This window comes from Pseudomonas saxonica (genome assembly GCF_007858365.1).
GTDB classification, from domain to species: Bacteria; Pseudomonadota; Gammaproteobacteria; order Pseudomonadales; family Pseudomonadaceae; genus Aquipseudomonas; species Aquipseudomonas saxonica.
This window is the reverse complement of sequence record NZ_VFIO01000012.1, coordinates 97793-116533: the sequence shown is the minus strand read 5'-3', so window position 1 is coordinate 116533 and position 18741 is coordinate 97793. Positions and strand designations below refer to the sequence as shown.

General features: G+C 56.2%; 14 protein-coding genes. 5 read left to right on the top strand and 9 right to left on the bottom strand.

Annotation, left to right across the window (positions count from 1 at the left end; translation table 11 throughout):
* Nucleotides 1-88: 88 nt before the first annotated feature.
* Together FJD38_RS21610 and FJD38_RS21605 are read right to left on the bottom strand one after the other, a co-directional pair.
* Nucleotides 89-625, bottom strand: a complete 537-nt coding sequence (locus FJD38_RS21610; RefSeq protein WP_146387434.1) for a cytochrome b — start codon at nucleotides 623-625, stop codon at nucleotides 89-91.
* On the bottom strand, nucleotides 622-1704 hold the full coding sequence (locus FJD38_RS21605) for a catalase family peroxidase (protein WP_146387432.1): 1083 nt from the start codon (nucleotides 1702-1704) through the stop codon (nucleotides 622-624). Before FJD38_RS21605 ends, FJD38_RS21610 begins: the two co-directional genes overlap by 4 nt.
* A 185-nt stretch (nucleotides 1705-1889) precedes the next feature.
* Between FJD38_RS21605 and FJD38_RS21600 the strand changes: the two genes are divergently transcribed.
* The 3 genes from FJD38_RS21600 to FJD38_RS21590 all read left to right on the top strand — a co-directional run bounded on the left by FJD38_RS21600 (nucleotide 1890) and on the right by FJD38_RS21590 (nucleotide 4924).
* The gene (locus FJD38_RS21600) at nucleotides 1890-2396 is read left to right on the top strand and encodes a sigma-70 family RNA polymerase sigma factor (protein ID WP_122784293.1); all 507 of its coding nucleotides are present in this window, start codon (nucleotides 1890-1892) and stop codon (nucleotides 2394-2396) included.
* A complete protein-coding gene (locus tag FJD38_RS21595; RefSeq protein ID WP_122784292.1) occupies nucleotides 2393-3142 on the top strand; it encodes an anti-sigma factor family protein in 750 nt (249 codons plus the stop codon). The genes FJD38_RS21600 and FJD38_RS21595 overlap by 4 nt, the downstream gene beginning before the upstream one ends.
* Before the next feature lie 201 nt (nucleotides 3143-3343).
* Nucleotides 3344-4924, top strand: a complete 1581-nt coding sequence (locus FJD38_RS21590; RefSeq protein ID WP_146387430.1) for an amidase family protein — start codon at nucleotides 3344-3346, stop codon at nucleotides 4922-4924.
* Between the two features lie 98 nt (nucleotides 4925-5022).
* Here the strand turns inward: FJD38_RS21590 and FJD38_RS24610 are convergent, their stop codons facing one another.
* The 7 genes from FJD38_RS24610 to FJD38_RS21560 form a co-directional block, all read right to left on the bottom strand.
* Nucleotides 5023-5196, bottom strand: a complete 174-nt coding sequence (locus tag FJD38_RS24610; RefSeq protein ID WP_167654295.1) for a hypothetical protein — start codon at nucleotides 5194-5196, stop codon at nucleotides 5023-5025.
* Nucleotides 5197-5337: 141 nt separating this feature from the next.
* The gene (locus FJD38_RS21585) at nucleotides 5338-6510 is read right to left on the bottom strand and encodes a lactonase family protein (protein ID WP_146387428.1); all 1173 of its coding nucleotides are present in this window, start codon (nucleotides 6508-6510) and stop codon (nucleotides 5338-5340) included.
* Complete coding sequence (locus FJD38_RS21580) at nucleotides 6500-6799, bottom strand: DUF5629 family protein (RefSeq protein WP_122784289.1); 300 nt, start codon at nucleotides 6797-6799, stop codon at nucleotides 6500-6502. The genes FJD38_RS21585 and FJD38_RS21580 overlap by 11 nt, the downstream gene beginning before the upstream one ends.
* A gap of 71 nt (nucleotides 6800-6870) precedes the next feature.
* Nucleotides 6871-11547, bottom strand: coding sequence for a dermonecrotic toxin domain-containing protein (locus FJD38_RS21575; RefSeq protein WP_146387426.1), 4677 nt, complete (start codon nucleotides 11545-11547; stop codon nucleotides 6871-6873).
* Nucleotides 11548-11784: 237 nt separating this feature from the next.
* Nucleotides 11785-13368: an aldehyde dehydrogenase (NADP(+)) gene (locus FJD38_RS21570; protein WP_146387424.1), complete on the bottom strand. Its 1584-nt coding sequence runs from the start codon at nucleotides 13366-13368 to the stop codon at nucleotides 11785-11787.
* Between the two features lie 11 nt (nucleotides 13369-13379).
* Nucleotides 13380-14372: an AraD1 family protein gene (gene araD1 / locus FJD38_RS21565; RefSeq protein WP_122784285.1), complete on the bottom strand. Its 993-nt coding sequence runs from the start codon at nucleotides 14370-14372 to the stop codon at nucleotides 13380-13382.
* Between the two features lie 11 nt (nucleotides 14373-14383).
* Complete coding sequence (locus tag FJD38_RS21560; RefSeq protein WP_122784284.1) at nucleotides 14384-15706, bottom strand: MFS transporter; 1323 nt, start codon at nucleotides 15704-15706, stop codon at nucleotides 14384-14386.
* A gap of 190 nt (nucleotides 15707-15896) precedes the next feature.
* On the opposite strand from FJD38_RS21560, the gene FJD38_RS21555 reads away from it, so the two are divergent.
* Nucleotides 15897-17633, top strand: coding sequence for an IlvD/Edd family dehydratase (locus FJD38_RS21555; RefSeq protein WP_122784283.1), 1737 nt, complete (start codon nucleotides 15897-15899; stop codon nucleotides 17631-17633).
* Between the two features lie 322 nt (nucleotides 17634-17955).
* Nucleotides 17956-18681, top strand: a complete 726-nt coding sequence (locus FJD38_RS21550) for a FadR/GntR family transcriptional regulator (RefSeq protein WP_146387422.1) — start codon at nucleotides 17956-17958, stop codon at nucleotides 18679-18681.
* The last annotated feature ends 60 nt before the right edge of the window (nucleotides 18682-18741 follow it).

Here is an 18741-nt window from a genome sequence, read left to right as displayed (position 1 = left end):
GCGAACTCGATTTACCTGATAGACCGAGTAGTCAGCCTTACGAAGGCTACGCCTCCGATCGCAGCCCGCGTTCCTCGTAGCGGCGACACTATTTGCCGTTCAGCATGCTCTGCAATACCCCGTCACGGCGGATCCAACCGTGGTACAGCGCCGCCGCCAGATGCAGCAACACGGTAAAAAACAGCAGATACGCCAGGTACGTATGAGCCTTGCGCAGAAAGGCAAAAGTCGAGGGGTTAGCCGGCAAAATCGATGGCAGTTGCAATGAGCTGCTGAGCATTACCGGATCGCCCGCCGCTGAGATCATCGCCCAGCCCACAATGGGCAAGATGAACATCAATGCGTAGAGCAATACATGGGAGAGTTTGGCTGCCAGCACTTGTACGTCGGGCAAGTCGGCAGGCAATGGCGGTTGCCGAGTCGAGAAGCGCACAAACAGGCGCACCACCACCAGCAGCAAAATGGCGATGCCCAAGGGTTTGTGTAGGTTGAGCAGCCATGCATGGCGCTCGGAGACTGACGCCGCCATACCCGCGCCAATAAACAACATGGCAATGATCATCAGCGCCATCAGCCAATGCAGCAGGCGTGCCAGGGGCGCGAAATGCGAGGTGGGTGTGCTCATGGACGTTTCTCCTGGGAGAGCTGGTCAACTTCACTGGTGCGGCGCAGATAGGAACTGGCATAGGCGGCTGAGCGCGCGGCGAGCAAGGGGTCTGCCGAGCCTTCGATGCCACTGGGCAAAATCAGCGGGTCATAGTTGATATCGCGGCACTCGCCATTGTTTTGCGGCTCTGCGCTTTGCAGCACCAAGGTCCCGGCATTCACCACCTTGCGTTCGGTTGGCCAGGGTTTGCTCGCATCATTGACGGGGTCGCCCGCCTCGGCCAATGTCAGGTTGAACTGCCACTTCAATGGCCCCACCGACAAGCGTTGCGCGAGACCTGTTTCCAGATAGTCCGCTTCATTGGGCGCAGTCGCACCAGGGGCGTCCTGACCTTCAGGCACTACACCCCAGCGCACAGCCTGGCGCTGGCCGGCGGCATTGACCAGATAGAAGGCATTGATACCGTTGTACGTTTCGGTGGCGAAACTGGCAGACGGCTTTGCCGTTTTGACCCACTGCAAAAAGGGCCCTGCTTCCGGGTGGGCGGCAAAGAACGCGGGCATGGCCTCTGGCTTGGGCTTACCTGTGGCTGGGTCCGGGGCCCCGGCTTGCAACATGGCATAGAACGCCTCGGGCGTGCCCACCGGGAATACCGGCATGCTGTTCATACCGGTCCGCCATTGTTGACCATTGGCCTCAGTGAAACGCAACGCCAGACTGCGAATCGGCACACTGCTGTCAGGCGCGTAAGGGTTGCCGCTGGGTAAAGCAAAGCGCCCGACTACCGGCGTGCGCCCTGCCTGAAACACCTGGGCACTGGAGAGCGGCTGTGCATTGCCATTGCTCTCGAAGTAGCCGATCACGCACATCCCCTTGGCATGATTACGTCGATAACCCGGATACACACCGTTGTTGTGCTCCAAGGCATTTACCAGGGTTTTGGGGCGCAGGCGCTGTGAGTCAAAAGTGCCATTAACGTAAAAAAACGTGCCAGCGATGACTGCCACGACTGCACCGATACCCGCCAGTCGCAACATCACACTGGCCGGGCTCAACGCAGGCTTGACAGGCCGCGCAGGCGGCAATTGATCTACCATGTTAGAACTCCGAGGCCACGGGACCGTCAGGTGGATGGCCTATGAGACGCAGACCAATCAGGCTTATTCCCGCAGAGCCGCAAATATTTTTAAGCACTTTATTTTTACGCGTCGGGAATAATCCTTAACCCTAGTCGTCTGCAGGGTTCCAACCCGACTAACAGACCAATGCCGTGCAGGACTCCATGCCCCCATTTGACGAGCAACTGCGCGAACTTATGCCGCGTCTAAGGCGTTTTGCGCTGTCGTTGACGCGTCACTCCAGCAATGCCGACGACCTGGTGCAGACCTGTCTGGAGCGGGCACTCGGCAGTGTGGCCAGCAAACGCCCCGAAGGGGATTTGCGGGCGTGGTTGTTTACCATCCTGTATCGCCAGTTTGTCGACAACCATCGGCGCTCTCGACGCTACGCACGCATGCTCGAGTTCTTTACCGGTCGCGACGACTCACAGCCCTCCACCGAACGCACGGTCATCGCACAATCGACGCTGCAAGCATTCGATCGGCTGAGCACCGAGCAGCGCGCCCTGTTGCTATGGGTATCCGTTGAGGGCTTGAGCTACCAGCAAGTCGCGGACATTCTTGAGGTACCGATCGGCACCGTGATGTCACGCCTGTCACGCGCGCGCCAGGCGTTGCGCCTGCTCAGCGAAGGCGAAATCACCCGCCCTGTTTTGCGGAGACTTAAATGATCACCACCCCTCCCAGTGAGCGCGACTTGCATGCTTACGTTGATCACGCGCTCAGCGAGTCAGAACGTCAGCAGGTTGAACTGTATCTAGAGGCCCATCCCGAAGTTGCAGCAAACGTTCACGCCTGGCAGCACGACGCGCACAACCTGCGTACCGCATTGCAACAAACCTTGCTGCAACCGGCCAATCCAGCACTCGATCCTGCGGCCATTCGCCAGCGTCTGCGTCGACAATCCGCGCGTCACTGGGCCACGGCTGCGGTGCTGTTGATTGCAGTGAGCGTGGGTGGGTTGGGCGGCTGGCAGGCCAGACAGATGACATTGAGCCCCAGCCAATTACCCATGACTGATGCACTGGCCGCACACCGCATGTTTGCTGAGCAAGGTTTTCTGCCCGCCGACTATCACGTTGAACAGAGCAGCGATCTGCAAGCCTGGATGGACCGTTACTTCAACCACGCAGAGCGCTTGCCGGACTTGAGTCATGCAGGATTTAAACCGGTCAGTTGCCGTTTGCTCACCACCGATCAGGGTGGCGCAGCCATGGTGCTCTACGAAAATACGCAAGGACTGCAAATCAGCTTTTACATTCGCCCGCCTGGGCCTCAGAACACCTTGCTGCCTCGCGGAAGTCGACGCGACGGCGACTTGCAGGCCGATTACTGGTCAGGCCCCGGCTACAACTACGCCATGGTAGGGCCGGCAGAAGGTCCGGCTGCGCAGTTGCTGAACACGGTAGGGCTTTAAAAAAGCACCGTAGGAGCGAGTTTGTTCGTGATCTTTTAACAATCAAATGATCACGAACAATCGAGCGTCGACCGGCTCATCACGCGGCCCTCCCTCGCTGTATTACATACTTACACACTTAGAACAATATTAAGCCTCTTAGGAATTCAATCGAACTATCCTTGCGTAACTACTCACAAAAACAACTTCGCAAGGCTGATCATGAACAAGATAAAAGGACAGGGATCGTCCACATGTGCAATATCGTTACTATTAAGCGCAGCACTGTTGTGTAGCCAGGGAGTGAGGGCTAATACTGCCGAAACGCTCTTGCACACCATCGAACCGCAACAGTTGGCATTATTGACAGGCGCGGAGTATGCAAGCGTCGCAGAACTGACAGAAAACTTGAACAGCGAGCGTTATAGCTCCGTAATACTGGTTAAGCATCTGCTCAATCGCATTCATTCGCTGGATACAAATGGCCCCGCTATAAACGCCATCATTGAACTCAATCCAAACGCACTGGACATTGCTGCTGCAAGAGACCAGGAACGCCTCTCAGGGCAACTTCGGGGACCGCTGCATGGCATCCCCGTTCTCATCAAAGACAACATTCAGACCTCCGATAACATGCAGACCAGCGCTGGCTCTCTGGCACTGGTCGGTCAGCCCGCCACTGAGGATGCATTTATCATCCAACAATTACGTGAGGCAGGTGCGGTCATTCTTGGTAAAACCAACCTGACCGAACTGGCGGGCTTTCGTGACCCCGATATTCCAAGCGGCTGGAGCGCACGAGGCGGGCAAACCAAAAACCCTCATAAATTATCTGCGGACCCTTGTGGTTCCAGCACGGGTTCAGCCGCCGCAGCCGCTGCTGGCTTCGCCCCATTGACCGTTGGCACTGAAACCAATGGCTCCATTCACTGCCCCTCGTTCATGAATGGGGTTGTGGGGTTAAAGCCTAGTCTTGGTCTTTTGAGCAGATCCGGCATCATCCTTGTGTCGCGAAATCAGGACACCCCTGGGCCGATTACACGCACGGTACGTGACGCGGCCCTACTCCTGAACGCCATGATGGGAAATGATCCCACTGATAACGTACAGCGTCCGCACACAGGTGTACCCACTGACTACACCTCCCGGCTCAATACTGCAGAACTGAGTGGTAAACGAATCGGCTATCCCAGCCGCTACGCACCTGGAAGCACGGAAGTCGAACGTGATGCCAACTTTGCACACGCATTAGAAATAATGACTAATGCTGGAGCAACGCTTATTCCCGTCGAAGAACCCAGCTACGAAAATTCAAGCTACATGGAGCGCTACCAAGAGTTTTTATTCATGGACCTGAACCGTGAAGCACCCAACTGGTTCAGTTCCCGACAGTCGATGCCGGTAAATTCAATTGAAGAACTCGTCAACTTTAATCAACACTCGCCCGGCAGTCCTGCGTATGGGCAAAGTTCTGTCTTGTCTTTCATCAATACACCTTACAACGAAACCCAGTACAACGAACTTTGGACAACCCTCAATACCAGCAGTCGTCAGATAATTGATAACTTATTGGCCGAACATTCCCTTGACGCACTGGTTGACAGTTCTGAAGGCTTTGCCTCAACGATTGTTCCCGTCGCGGGGTATCCAGGCATAACTGTACCTTCAGGCATTGATGATCAAGGCACATTGAAAGGGCTTTACTTCTATGGGGCGCGCTGGAGCGAAGCACGTATTTTGGGGCTGGCCTACAGTTACGAGCACGCCACCCAGGCACGGTTAAATCCTGCTTTTGCCCCTTGAAACGCCCAATAGCAAACTATCCGGCCATTCTCTTCAAGCATAGGTTTCAAGGCCCAGTGCCGCTTTATACGTGCTCGCTCAGGGAAAAAAGGGGGTGTTCACAACTGGGTTTTAGGAGCTAACGCAGCATGGAAGTTAGCGCTTTGCTGCAAATATTTTTGCGTATACGCCATGGATTTCTTGTCGCTGACCACGGTGTTGGCGCTGGCCGGCAGCACCACAGTGGCGGAGATGGCAGAAGCAGCGATGACGGAGAACAGATTGAAGTTCATGGTAATAACCCTCGACGATTCAGTTGGCTTGCGTGCCGTTTAAGGCCGTGAAAACAACTTACCGCCGAGGGCTATTGCACAGAAATTCATTTCACCACTTGGCTCTATCAGCCGGATTGATAGAAGGCCGACGACCCGTGTTTACGGGCGGTTGATGAATTTCACATCAGACGGTGCGTCCATCGGCAAGGTTTGCACAGTCTTGCCGAGCTTGCCGGTTTTAGCATCGCGTTCAATGACCACGATGGCGTTGCTCATCTGGTTGGCTACCAGCAGGAACTTGCCATTGGGGCTCAGGGTGAACTCGCGAGGATGATCACCTTCAACTGAACGACGCTGAATTTCACTCAGCTCGCCGGTCGCCGGGTCAATCGCGAACACCAACAACTCATTGGCCTTGCCAGGGTTGCTGACGTACAGGAATTTGCCATCGGCACTGGTGTGCAAAGCACCTGCGGCACGTTTTTCCTGAGGCTGGCCGTGGGCCAGATCCACAACCTGACGCTGTTTCAGTTGACCGTCTGCGTAATCAAACACAAACACCTGAGCACTCATTTCAGTAGTCAGGTAGGCGTGCTTGCCATCTTTGGAGAACAACAGATGCCGAGGGCCGCTACCGGCAGGCAGTTCAACGGCAGCAGGGTTGGCGGCCACCAGCGGATGTTCCGCATTGGCAGCAGGGTCGTATTGATAAACAAAGATCTTGTCCGCGCCCAAGTCATTGGCAAATACAAACTTGCCATCCGGTGATGACACGACTGAGTGGACGTGAGCAGACATCTGACGCTCAGGGTTGACCCGACTGGCCTGATGGCTGCTCATTTGCGTCACGGGCTGTAATTGGCCCTGGGCATTGATGGGCACCACGGCAAGGCTGCCACCCGGGTCTTCATGTACGCCGTAGTTGGCCACGAACAAGTAGCGCTCATCAGCGCTGAGGCTGGAATGCGTAGGCTCTTCGCCCAACGACTTGACCTGATTGATCAGGGTCAGCTCATTGGTTTTCGGATCAATCGCCAGACTGCTGACACGCCCTACTACATCGGTTTGACCTTTGCCGTTTTCATTAACCACAAACAGGCGTTGCTGGTCTTTGGACAAGGTCAACCAGGATGGATTGGCGGTTTTGAATACTTGCAGGGGTTCAGGCGTGATGCGGCCGCTGTCGCTGTTGAACTGCAAGCGGTATATACCCTGGCTTTTGCCCTGGGTATAGGAGCCGACCAATAGTTCCACTTCATTCTCGGATGCGGCTTGCGCCGACATTGCACCTACACTCGACGCCAGCAACAAGGGCAACCATTTAAGCTTCATCAGCAACCTCGGACTCTTCATCATTATTGTTGCCCGTAAAGGCGTTTAAACAGACCAGCCGGTGCTCACCAGCATCACCGTTGAGTAACCAGCTTTGCAATTGATCGTTAAAAACAGCCGCCTCGATTTGAGCGGCTGTGAAGTTCCAGCGTTTTTCTACTCGACCTTCCATGGCTTTAATGAACAGACCTTTCTCGTCCATAGAGAAATCAAAGGCGTACAGACCATTGATCACCACCATATCGCTGGTTTCAAGGGTCGCACGCAAGGTCTGGTTGGATTCGCTCATTAATCATTCACCTGTTGGAAAGGCGTAATGATAGGCCAAATATACGAACGAACCTACGCCCAGCGACGTGCTTACTGTGCAAGCGGGTTAAAATACTCGTTGATCATCTTTTTACTGATTTTTCCATAATAGACTTCCGCCACTCTTTCACCGGGTTTGGCCTTGGCCTCCAGACTTTGCTTGCTGACTTTGCGTTGCTGTTTCAACTTGAAGTGCGCAGCCGTCGGGGTATTGGTGGCTGAGTTCAATTGCGAATAATGCAAGTGGGCATACCACAACACCTGATTGTTCTTGTTAAGCACCTGATACTCCTGCACGTAATCATTGCGAGGCCCGAACATCTTCACTCGCTCGCCCTCTTTAATCAGCTGCACCTCATTTTTTTTCAGCAAAAAATCAACCACAGGTTCCGTTGGTGGCAAAGACTTGAGCACCCAGATGGCTTGTTGGCGCAGTTTTGCAGCCCCCTCCCGTAGACGTTTAAGCAGCGACTGAGCCGTTCCGGGTTTGGGTTTTTCGACAGTTTGGGATGGAAAGTCACGTTCGATCTCCCGGATCAGACCGTCAAGCTTCAGTGCATCCCGCTCCAGAATCTCCTCAAGTTCCAAAGGGAATCTTGAGTTTTTGGCATATACCTTGACCCGGTTTATTTGCGGGTCGACACGATCCAGCAACTGATTGCACTGACTGCGTATGGCACCCAGGGTACGCGTCACAGGGTGTGCGACGACAGGTTCCACCTCCTCCCATTGATTGGGCGACGATTCACGAAAGGTTAACGTGGATCGACGCCCTCCCGGACTGGTGGCCCGTTGCAAAGGATCGGAGACAGATTCGCCCACCTCCACCACTTGGGCTCCATGAGCTGAGCGGGCGGCGCCAATCAGAATGCCATGCTTTCGGGTTCTGATGATTCTTGAAGTCTGCTGGGCGGTTCGCGAAGGCCCCGGTTGCGCAGGTAGCCATTCATTCTCCCGTCGTAATTCCTCTGTCAGCTGCTCCTCACACGCAACACTCAGTTCTTGAACCATTTCTACCAGGCGGTTGTAGTCAACCAGATTGAATTGATCGCCGACTTCCAGATGCAAGATGGCTAACGCGTCATACGCTCGGGCATAGCGCTCATGGATATCGCGCAACACCTCTACGCGTTCTTGATGACTGAACGAATCAGGCTCGGCCAGTTGTGCTTGTGCCTGTACGGTGAATGTCAGAGGCCAGATGATTTCTCCCAGATGGTGCCACTGCGCATCGAAAGGCGTTTTTGGAACAATATCTACCAATGTCAGCAAATGCGTCGTCAGAAAATCCAGCTCTGTGGCCGGGCGGGACGTGCCATCTGCCTGACTCACTTTGGGCATGGCTTTAAGGGCACTTTCCCGAGCATAGCCAAACCCGACCCGGGGCGATTCACGAAGCGCCTGAAGACTGCGCACTTGCAGCCTGAAATCCTCTAAATGCTTGGACTGAGCCTTGAATAATTCGCGGCGCATACCAATAAAACGCTCCGTGTCATGGACGGACAGGGTCTCAAAAGTGGACTCCAGAAACTCGGGATACAGTTCGATAAACACCGTGATGAAGACATGCTGGCTGTAGGCAATATCTGAAGCAATGTTGAAAAGGGTACGGTTGAAATTCCCCTCTTTTAAATGATCTTTTGGTTGCTTGAACAATGCATGCCGCGTCTTGAAATACCCATGTTCCAGGGTGTATTCAGCATGGGCCTTTTCCAGCAATGATCTGAAATGTTTGATCCGTACGGTCTTCTCCAGATAAGTCAGGGAGTGGAGCGTTTCGCCAATATGGATTTCCTTGACCCGTGCACGAGCAGCATTGAGTTCGTTGTTGAGCGTGGGCTCTCTGAGCCCCAACGCCTCATATTTTTCGTTCAGCTCGCGAACCTGCTGGCTAACGGATTTAGCGCTGGAGGCCCTCACCGGGCTTTTTTTAGGGCCGCCACCGCGTAAATGCAACCCCGTATCAAAGTCCCAGACACCCGCAGCGTCTGATTTGAGCCAAGGGCCTGTCTCCAGAGGGTTGGCAGGGCTGACCACCACCACGCCTTCAGTTTTCAGCGCAACTTCGTAACTAAAACCCCGGACCACGGCATGCCATTTGTTGCCTATCAAGTACAGGCCTTTTAACGGGCCCTGCTCGATGGGTTTCCGACTTTCTGGGGCTGTTACGCGATTAAGCTCCAACCAGCCAAGTTGCACTTGAGTGAAGTGAATCATCGGGTTGTTAAACCAGGCAAAGTTCAGCTCACTGCGGTTGTTGCCCACAGGGACATCAGAAAAGTAAACCTGCCCTTGGCGCACATTGACCGGAGCTGGCTCCGCTTCTGCTCCGGCGATGGAAGACAGAGCCGGCTCAGCCAAGACGACCTGAGCTGGATCTTGAGGCTCTCCTTGAGTTGCAGGCTGTGAGATGTGCAGCAAGACCAGCGCAATATTGAACAGCAAATCAATGATGGCTGGGGCCTTGGTTTTTTCCTCATCGCTGGCGAGCGCGGTAAAGTCCTGCTGGACCGCAGCCACGGTCAACAACAGCCAGCCCGCCACAGCCACAGGCCCCCGCATTAACGGCAACACCGTATTGAGCAGCAACCACCCGCCTTCCTTCAGGCTGGCCCAGCGACTTTCTGCGTTGGATACCGATTGCCGGTCTGCTTGTAACACCAGGGCCGTGGCAGCTTCACGGAACACATCGTGCAGAAAATCATTTCTCATTGGGCGCAGATAAAAAAAGCTGTGGGCATCGACTCGGGGGTGGGTCGTACTCAAACCACCCGACGCATGAACCGCGCGCGGGGAATCAGACAGCCAGTCCAGCACGCTATCGCGCAGCAAGCCCGCACGGCACAGGGCATCAAGCATTGCTTGGGCTGATGAATATTCCACCAGCACATCCTTGAATAAAGGCCGATACAGAACACAACGCCCAAAGGGCTTGTCAGTCAGGCCAATGACAAACATCGCCCGCACAAAATCAGGGATCGCTCTGGGACCACTGAGAAGTGCCAATGGAAAAATACTGACCGACTCCCCGTCGACCGTTCTGGCACGGGCATCGTTTTGCATCAAGGCTGCAATACATCGATAGCCAAACCGGGTAAGCATGCCCTGCCCCTTGAGCATCCATTCCAGTGCCAGCATGGGCAAGGCAACCTGCAAATGCCCGGTAAAAAGCACCTCGCGCCGGGCCGCTTCAACGGGGTCATCCACCAGCAGGCGCTTGATAAGAGCCGGATACTGCGCGCCTACATCGACCTTGTGTATCAACGTCTTTATATACGCCGGGGTCATCCACCAGTCCTGAATCAACTGGTTGTGCTTATGACTGATGGTCATGTGCCCGCTGGGCACGGCAATCAGGTTTTGCAGGGCCAATTCGGTCAGGGTGTAGCGCACAGTTTCAACCAGACCGGCAGTTCCGAGAGGGCCTGTGGCCACGGTGAAGTCAAGCAGCAGATCATCTGGCCAATACCCGGGAGCCAGCGGCTGATCTTTGAGCATCTGCTCATGTAAAACCCGTGACGCATAACCGTGCAAGTCTTCGATACCCTCGTCAAACACGCGGCCATTGGCTTTGCGCATGACATTGCCCAGGTCGATCATGTGCGAGCGGTAAGAAAATCGGTCATCGACGGTGGCGTTTTTCAACCAGTCGGGCAAAGCCTGAAAAACCCGACCCAACGGTTCAGACATGTGGTCTTCTTCAAGGCTGAAGACCTGTGCGGGATCAGTAATCCGCTGCAGCTGTCGTGCAAGCTTTTCGATACTCGCAAAAGGCTGCGGCCCAGCTTCTTGCAAGGTTCTGATCGCTGCAAGTTGGGTATTGAGCTCGATCATTGCTTGCGTTTGCAGGCAATCGCCGTCGGCTTCGTAACGCTTCCATACCCGTGAATCAACAGGGCCGCTCAGGCTGAGGGTGCGGCCTAGAAATCGTCCATAGGCGTCGAGTGTTGCAAATGACTCGATTTGACCTGAAGGCATGCACACCAGCAATTGCTCAGCCCCGTCTACCGAAAGCACCACCAACAGATCGGGCAATAGATCCTCAACCCGGTCGCCGGCCTCCCCGGATTGCACCTGAGCAAAATACACCCGTGGCCGCGTGCGCCCCAACAGGTGGATGCGATCGGCATGTACCGGGTACTTGATCACCTGGCGCACTGCATTGATCTGCTGGTCACTGAGCCCTGGGGTGCTATTGGCAGATGACACTATCAACTCACCGAAAAAGGCCCCAAGCCAATGCTGGCGACTGCGATACCCTTCGACAGGTTCGTTCCAGTAATCCACCAACGCCTGTTGGTAGCCCCTCACCCAATCGAGCACAACCTGGCGAATCGCCTGCTCTGCAGAGAGCATGGGCAGGAAGGGCCTGGTTTGCTCGTTGAGCACCGAGCCCTCGCCAAGTTCAGCCAAATAACATTGTTCCTCCTCGTAGAAGGTGTAATTGATGGGGCGACCCAGGGCTATGTGCTCAAGTACGGCCTCGAGCAAGGGTTGTTGTCGCGCCACGTCCAGAACGCGCTCTGTTGCATCGACAGTCCAGATTATTTTCAAATGATCGAGGTTGATCGGAGATGACCAGGGGTCGCGTTTTTTTTGTAAGGCATCAACAAGCAAACCACTCACCACACTGTGCAGTGTGGGGCGGTCAGAGAAATGTCGGGCCAGCGCTTGTGTCAGCAAACGATAGCGGCCCAAAACCGGTGGGGTATCGGAGGTAGTTGTCATAGAGACCGTGTTCCAATGAGATGTGCGGTTCAACCCGCGATACATCGCATTTAAAAACACCCCGTCACCACGGCTGCGGTATCCGGTTATGGAGCGCCGTCAAACACCGCATGAGCGATGCCTGACGACGTGTCATTGAAAGCCCCAGCCCAATACCTCTAGCGGGGGTTTTATCAGCGAGGCGCAGAGGCCCGTAGCATTGAACCACCTGGCAGGCGGTTGCCAGCCAGGATCAAATCAGCCGATGGCCCGGTTCGAGAACTGGCCATCCACCAAGCGTTGAATGCCCAGAGGGTTGGCATTTTTCAACACATCCGGCAGCAAGCTGTCAGGGTAATTCTGCAAGCACACCGGACGCAGAAAGCGGTCGATGGCCAAGGTGCCCACCGACGTGCCGCGAGCATCGGAGGTCGCCGGATACGGCCCACCGTGGACCATCGAATCGCACACCTCGACGCCAGTCGGGTAGCCATTAAGCAGAATACGTCCGACTTTTTGCTCCAGTAACCCGGTCAATTCGCCGAACTGCTCAAAGTCAGTTGTTTCGCCTATCAGCGTGGCCGTCAGTTGACCGCGCAGGCCGTTGATTGCAGCACTGAGCTGGGCTTGATCGGCGACTTCAATGACCACTGTAGTCGGGCCAAAGACCTCTTCCTGCAACACCTCGTCGCCGTCCAGCAACAAGCTGACATCCGCTTTGAACAGTTGCGGTTGGGCCTGACGGCCTTGCTGCATCTGACCGGCCACGTGCTCGATACGAGCATGGCTGAGCAAGGCGTCCAGGCCTTTGCCATAACTGCGCAAGGTGCCTACGTTGAGCATGGTCTGTGCCGGTTGCTCGCTGATTTGTCCGGCCAATTGTTCGATGAACGCGGTAAAGGCCGGTGAGCGAATCCCGATGACCAGACCGGGATTGGTGCAGAACTGCCCGCACCCTTGCACCACAGAGGCTGCCAGTTCACGGGCAATGGTTGCGCTACGCGTCGCCAAGGCCTGCGGCAGGATAATCACCGGGTTGATGCTGGACATCTCGGCGAACACCGGGATCGGCTGCGGGCGTGCTGCCGCCATGTCGCACAGCGCGCGACCGCCGTGCAGCGAGCCGGTGAAACCGACCGCTTGAATGGCCGGGTGCTTGACCAATGCTTCACCGACGCCCGAGCCATAAATCATGTTGAACACCCCTGCCGGCATGCCCGTACGCTCAGCAGCACGAATCAGCGCGTCCGCCACCCACTCGGCGGTAGCCATGTGCCCGCTGTGAGCCTTGAACACCACCGGGCAACCGGCCGCCAGCGCCGATGCGGTGTCACCGCCAGCTGTGGAAAAAGCCAACGGAAAATTACTCGCGCCAAACACCGCAACGGGCCCAACACCCAGGCGGTACTGGCGCAAATCAGGACGCGGGAGTGGCGTACGATCCGGCAGTGCCTGATCAATGCGAGCCCCATAAAAATCGCCACGGCGCAGCACCTTGGCAAACAAACGCATTTGCCCGCTGGTACGCCCTCGCTCGCCCTGAATACGACCCGCCGGCAATGCCGTCTCGCGGCACACTATGGCGACAAACTCATCGCCCAGTGCATCCAGTTCATCAGCGATCGCGTCGAGAAATTCAGCACGGCGTTCGGCGCTCAAGGCCCGAAATGCCGGGTAGGCGCTGGCAGCGGCGGTCGCGGCGCGATCAACTTCCTGCGCCGTGGCCTGATAAAAATCGTAGGCCAGTGTTTCGCCCGTGGTGGCATCGACACTCTTGACCAGGGTGCTGCCTTCAGCACTGCGTTGGCCGCCGATGTAGTTATGTCCGAGAATCTGCGTCATGGGGTTTCCTTTTAAAGTGTGCCGATGCTGCCGGGTTCGAATACCGCGTCCACCGGGGCAATACCGTTGACCAGGGGTGCGCCGAACTCGGCTTGACTGATTTCGAAAATATCGCCGGGCTGCGTGCGAATGCCATCACCGAACGACAGGGTCGCCGTGCCGAAAAAGTGAATATGCACATCTCCCGGCCGCAGAAACTGGCTGTATTTGAAATGGTGATATTCGAGATTTTCCAGGCTGTGGCACATATTGGCTTCGCCGCTGAGAAACTCGTTCTCCCACAGCACTTGGCCGTTACGCAGAATCCGGCTGCGACCCGCCAAATGCTGGGGCAGTTCGCCGACCCGCAGTTCAGGCCCGTACGAACAGCTGCGCAGTTTTGAATGGGCCAGATACAGGTAGTTTTTACGTTCCATTACATGGTCAGAAAATTCGTTACCTACGGCGAAGCCCAGTCGATAAGGCTTGCCGTCATGACCGATGACATACAGGCCACCGATTTCCGGCTCTTCGCCCGCATCTTCGGCAAACGGCGGCAAGGGGAACGGCTGGCCGGGGCGTACGACAATACTGCCGTCGCCTTTGTAGAACCACTCAGGTTGCACACCGGCCTGACCCGTAGCTGGCTTGCCGCCCTCCACACCCCATTTGAAGATGCGCATGGTGTCGGTCAAGGTCGACTCATCGCCCGCCTGCTGGTGCATTTTGTCCCGCGCCGAAGCACTGCCCAGATGGGTCAAGCCCGTGCCGCTGATCAGCATATGCGCAGGATCAGGGTGGTCCAGCGGCGGCAGAATTCTCAACTGCGCCAATAATTCCGGGTAATCATGGCTCTTGCCCAAACCCTGTTGGTCGACTTGTTGAGCGAGGCCGATGCCTGCTTCAATCGCGGCCAGGGCCAACTCGCGTACGCTGCTGGCATCCTGCACCTCACGCACCAGGCCACCGTCTACCAACCCGACGCGGCGCTCACCGTTGTTCAATTCAAACTGTACTAAACGCATAACAAGCTTCCTTAAGGATGAGTGGCCGCACGTGCGCTGGCCGCGAATTCAGTGGGTTTGAGCACGTGTTTGCGCTCCAGTACGCGGTACACGACAACCGTCAGGAATAACCCGAACACCATCACGCCCGAGAGGAAATACAGGCCCGAGGCCAGATTGCCGGTGTATTCCTTGAGTGCACCAATCACGAACGGGCCGATGTAGCCGCCGAGATTGCCGACTGAGTTGATCAAGGCAATCCCGGCCGCCGCACTGGCGCCTGCAAAAAAGCGCCCCGGCAAGGTCCAGAAAATCGCCGTGCAGGAAAACAACGAGAACGCCACCAGGCACAGCGCCCCCAGTTGCAACACTGGAACCGTCAGCCATGCGCTGAAAAACAAGCCAATCGCGCCCACGACATACAGCCCGGCCAGATGCCCGTAACGGTCGTTCAGACGGTCAGAACTGCGCGGAATGATCAGCAGGCCGATGATGCCGAAGATGTACGGCACAGAGGACACAAAGCCGGTGGTCAGGTCACTGCCGCCAAACTGTTTGATCAGCGTGGGCAACCACAGGCCCAGACCGTAGATGCTCAAGGTCACGGGCAGATAGAACAGCGCAAGCAACAACACACGCTTGTCTTTGAGTGCATGCAACGGATTGCCGTGACGGGTCTGACCGTACTCCTGCAAGTCCTTTTCCAACTCACCCACCAGCCAGTCCTTCTCGGGCTGAGTCATCCATTTGACCTGTTTCGGGCCATCCGGCAGGTAACGCAGTACAGGCCAGGTGAGCAGAATGGCCGGCATGCCAATCACGATAAACAGCCATTGCCAGCCGTGCAGGCCGAACACGCCTTCCATCCCAAGCAAACCGCCCGATATGGGCCCGGTAATCATCATGGCGATGGGTTGCGAGAGGATGAACAGGCCCAGGATTTTGCCGCGATGGCGCACCGGGAACCACTGAGTGATGTAGTACAGAACGCCCGGAAAGAACCCCGCTTCGGCGACCCCGAGTAAAAAGCGCATCACATAGAAACTGTGCGGCCCCTGCACAAACGCCATGCCAATCGTGATGGCGCCCCAGGTCAACATGATGCGGGCAAACCAGCGCCGGGCGCCGAAGCGCTCCAGCATCAGGTTACTGGGAATCTCCATCAGGAAATAACCGATAAAGAACAAGCCCGCGCCTAACCCGTACGCCGCGTCGCCAATGCCAACGTCAGCGCCCATGTGCAGCTTGGCAAACCCCACGGCAGAGCGGTCTACATAGGCAATGAGGTAGAGCAGGATCAGAAATGGAATGAGTTTTAACGTAATGCGGCGAATAAGCCCGAGTTCCTGGCTCATATGACGGTCTCCCATTGTTTTTGTTATGGCACCTCTGGAGTGGCCTCAGGCGGGAAAATGCCAGGATCAGCTCTCAGTTAAAACGGACTATATAGTAATACTATTTACCCAACAACACTTCCAAGACGGCATTTTTCCAGCTACTTTAGGAGCATAAAAATCAATTAGTCATACAATAAGAGAGTCCGCCATGTCTGATAAAACGCCTCCCCTGCGCTCCGCCCAATGGTTTGGCAGCGCGGACAAAAACGGCTTCATGTACCGCAGCTGGATGAAGAATCAGGGCATTGCCGACCATCAGTTCCAGGGCAAACCAATCATCGGTATCTGCAACACGTGGTCAGAACTGACTCCGTGCAACGCTCACTTTCGAACCATTGCCGAGCACGTCAAGCGTGGTGTCATCGAAGCCGGGGGCTTCCCGGTAGAGTTCCCGGTGTTCTCCAATGGCGAATCGAACCTGCGCCCGACCGCCATGCTGACCCGCAACCTGGCCAGCATGGACGTGGAGGAAGCGATTCGCGGCAACCCGATTGACGGCGTTGTGCTGCTGACCGGCTGCGACAAAACCACCCCGGCCCTGTTGATGGGTGCCGCCAGCTGCGACGTCCCCGCTATTGTGGTGACCGGTGGGCCGATGCTTAACGGCAAGCACAAGGGCAAAGACATCGGCGCCGGCACTATCGTCTGGCAGATGCACGAGTCTTATAAAGCGGGCGCCATCAGCCTCGACGAATTCCTCTCGGCAGAAGCCGGCATGTCACGTTCGGCGGGCACCTGCAACACCATGGGCACCGCCTCGACCATGGCGTGCATGGCCGAAGCATTAGGCACTTCGTTGCCGCACAACGCTGCGATTCCGGCAGTGGATTCGCGCCGTTACGTTCTGGCGCACATGTCCGGCATGCGTGCCGTACAAATGGTGCGTGAAGACCTGCGCCTGTCCAAAGTGCTGACCAAAGAGGCCTTTGAAAATGCGATTCGGGTCAATGCGGCCATCGGCGGCTCGACCAATGCGGTGATCCACTTGAAAGCCATCGCCGGGCGCATTGGCGTCGACCTGGAACTGGATGACTGGACCCGTATCGGTCGCGGCACCCCGACGCTGGTGGACTTGCAGCCTTCCGGACGCTTCCTGATGGAAGAGTTCTACTACGCGGGCGGTCTGCCTGCTGTACTGCGCCGGATGGGTGAAAACAACTTGATTCCGCACCCCAATGCACTGACCGTCAATGGTCAGAGTCTTTGGGACAACGTGAAAAACTCGCCTATTTACGGCGACGACGAAGTGATCCGCGCCATTGAAAATCCGCTGGTGGCGGACGGTGGCATTTGCGTATTACGCGGCAACCTGGCGCCTCTGGGTGCCGTACTGAAACCCTCTGCTGCCACCCCGGCGCTGATGAAACATCGCGGGCAAGCCGTGGTGTTTGAAAACTTCGACATGTACAAAGCGCGCATCAACGACCCTGAACTGGACGTCACCGCCGACTCGATACTGGTGATGAAGAACTGTGGGCCAAAGGGTTATCCGGGCATGGCCGAAGTCGGCAACATGGGCTTGCCGGCCAAGCTGCTGGCCCAGGGCGTGACCGACATGGTGCGTATTTCCGATGCGCGCATGAGCGGCACGGCTTATGGCACCGTGGTTTTGCATGTGGCACCCGAAGCTGCGGCGGGCGGGCCATTGGCTGCCGTGCAAGAAGGTGACTGGATCGAACTGGACTGCGCCAGCGGGCGTTTGCACCTGGACATCAGCGACGCGGAACTGGCTGCCCGACTGGCCGACATCGAACCACCGAAAAACCTGCTGATTGGCGGCTATCGCCAGCTGTACATCGACCACGTGATGCAGGCCGATCAGGGCTGCGACTTTGACTTCCTGGTCGGTTGCCGCGGATCAGAAGTACCGCGTCATTCTCATTGATCGAGCAACACCTGTAGTCGCAAGGTGGCAAAAAACCCGTAGCAGCTGACGAGCTCTGCGAGGCTGCGATCGGCGGCAAAGCCGTCGTAAACCCAAATAACCCGATGAATCAGAAACATCGTGGTCATAGCGTTTGCGACGATTGCATCGTCGAACGTAGCCTCGCATTACTCGTCAACTGCTACGACGTGATCAGCGGGCGGGCAATTCGCAGCCTTCACCAGCAACTACAAAACGGTGCGACATCCGGGTTTTGTGAGGTTTACGCCACGCGTGGCTGTTATCATCGGTGCCTTTCTGCCACAGGATCGACCTACGCCCTATGGATTATCGTCAGCCCTCCGAGCGCAAAAGCATGCACGCGCGCATCGTTCAGGAACTGGGCATGCAAATTGTCTCCGGGCGCTTTAAACCCGATGACAAACTGCCCGCAGAAGCCTTGCTGTGCGAAGAGTATGCCGTCAGCCGTCCGGTGCTGCGCGAAGCAACGCGGGTGTTGCTTGCCAAAGGTCTGGTGTATTCCAAACCGCGCGTAGGAACAGTGGTCAAGCCACGGCGTGAGTGGCACATGCTGGACCCCGATGTGCTGCATTGGCTGATGCAGAGTTCGCCGCAAAACGAATTCTTTGCCTTGCTGACCAGTGTGCGCAGCATTATCGAACCCGCCGTGGCCGCCCTCGCCGCTCAGCACGCGACCGACGAAGAAGTCGCCTCTATACGTGATGCCTATGAGCGCATGGAAAAGGCCGAAACACCTGAAGCGTTGTTACAGCCCGACCTGGATTTTCACAGTCGCATTGCCGATGCTACTCACAATGACTTGCTTGCCAACCTGTGCAATATGCTGTCGTTGGCGTTGCGTGAAGCGTTAAAGCATTCAAATCGCCGTCCCAACTTGCATGAACTGGCGCTGCCTCGGCACAAAGCCATTTTGACGGCCATCGAAAACCACGACGCCCTGGGTGCGCGGCATGCCACGCTGGTGCAACTGGATGATGCACGCACGGCGCTGGATACAGTACTAAGCCAAGAACTCGTCACCGTGTGAACTCCACGGGGCGCAGAAACATCCCGTGGTTTAAATGCTTCAGCAGATTCACCCCAGTGA

Excerpts from the sequence above, each read along its gene's own strand:
- FJD38_RS21550 (WP_146387422.1), top strand. The coding sequence starts at position 17,956 with ATGGATTATCGTCAGCCCTCCGAGCGCAAAAGCATGCACGCGCGCATC.
- FJD38_RS21555 (WP_122784283.1), top strand. The coding sequence starts at position 15,897 with ATGTCTGATAAAACGCCTCCCCTGCGCTCCGCCCAATGGTTTGGCAGC.
- araD1 (WP_122784285.1), bottom strand. The coding sequence starts at position 14,372 with ATGCGTTTAGTACAGTTTGAATTGAACAACGGTGAGCGCCGCGTCGGG.
- FJD38_RS21590 (WP_146387430.1), top strand. The coding sequence starts at position 3,344 with ATGAACAAGATAAAAGGACAGGGATCGTCCACATGTGCAATATCGTTA.
- FJD38_RS21570 (WP_146387424.1), bottom strand. The coding sequence starts at position 13,368 with ATGACGCAGATTCTCGGACATAACTACATCGGCGGCCAACGCAGTGCT.
- FJD38_RS21580 (WP_122784289.1), bottom strand. The coding sequence starts at position 6,799 with ATGAGCGAATCCAACCAGACCTTGCGTGCGACCCTTGAAACCAGCGAT.
- FJD38_RS21595 (WP_122784292.1), top strand. The coding sequence starts at position 2,393 with ATGATCACCACCCCTCCCAGTGAGCGCGACTTGCATGCTTACGTTGAT.
- FJD38_RS21610 (WP_146387434.1), bottom strand. The coding sequence starts at position 625 with ATGAGCACACCCACCTCGCATTTCGCGCCCCTGGCACGCCTGCTGCAT.
- FJD38_RS21605 (WP_146387432.1), bottom strand. The coding sequence starts at position 1,704 with ATGGTAGATCAATTGCCGCCTGCGCGGCCTGTCAAGCCTGCGTTGAGC.
- FJD38_RS21585 (WP_146387428.1), bottom strand. The coding sequence starts at position 6,510 with ATGAAGCTTAAATGGTTGCCCTTGTTGCTGGCGTCGAGTGTAGGTGCA.
- FJD38_RS21560 (WP_122784284.1), bottom strand. The coding sequence starts at position 15,706 with ATGAGCCAGGAACTCGGGCTTATTCGCCGCATTACGTTAAAACTCATT.
- FJD38_RS21600 (WP_122784293.1), top strand. The coding sequence starts at position 1,890 with ATGCCCCCATTTGACGAGCAACTGCGCGAACTTATGCCGCGTCTAAGG.
- FJD38_RS24610 (WP_167654295.1), bottom strand. The coding sequence starts at position 5,196 with ATGAACTTCAATCTGTTCTCCGTCATCGCTGCTTCTGCCATCTCCGCC.
- FJD38_RS21575 (WP_146387426.1), bottom strand. The coding sequence starts at position 11,547 with ATGACAACTACCTCCGATACCCCACCGGTTTTGGGCCGCTATCGTTTG.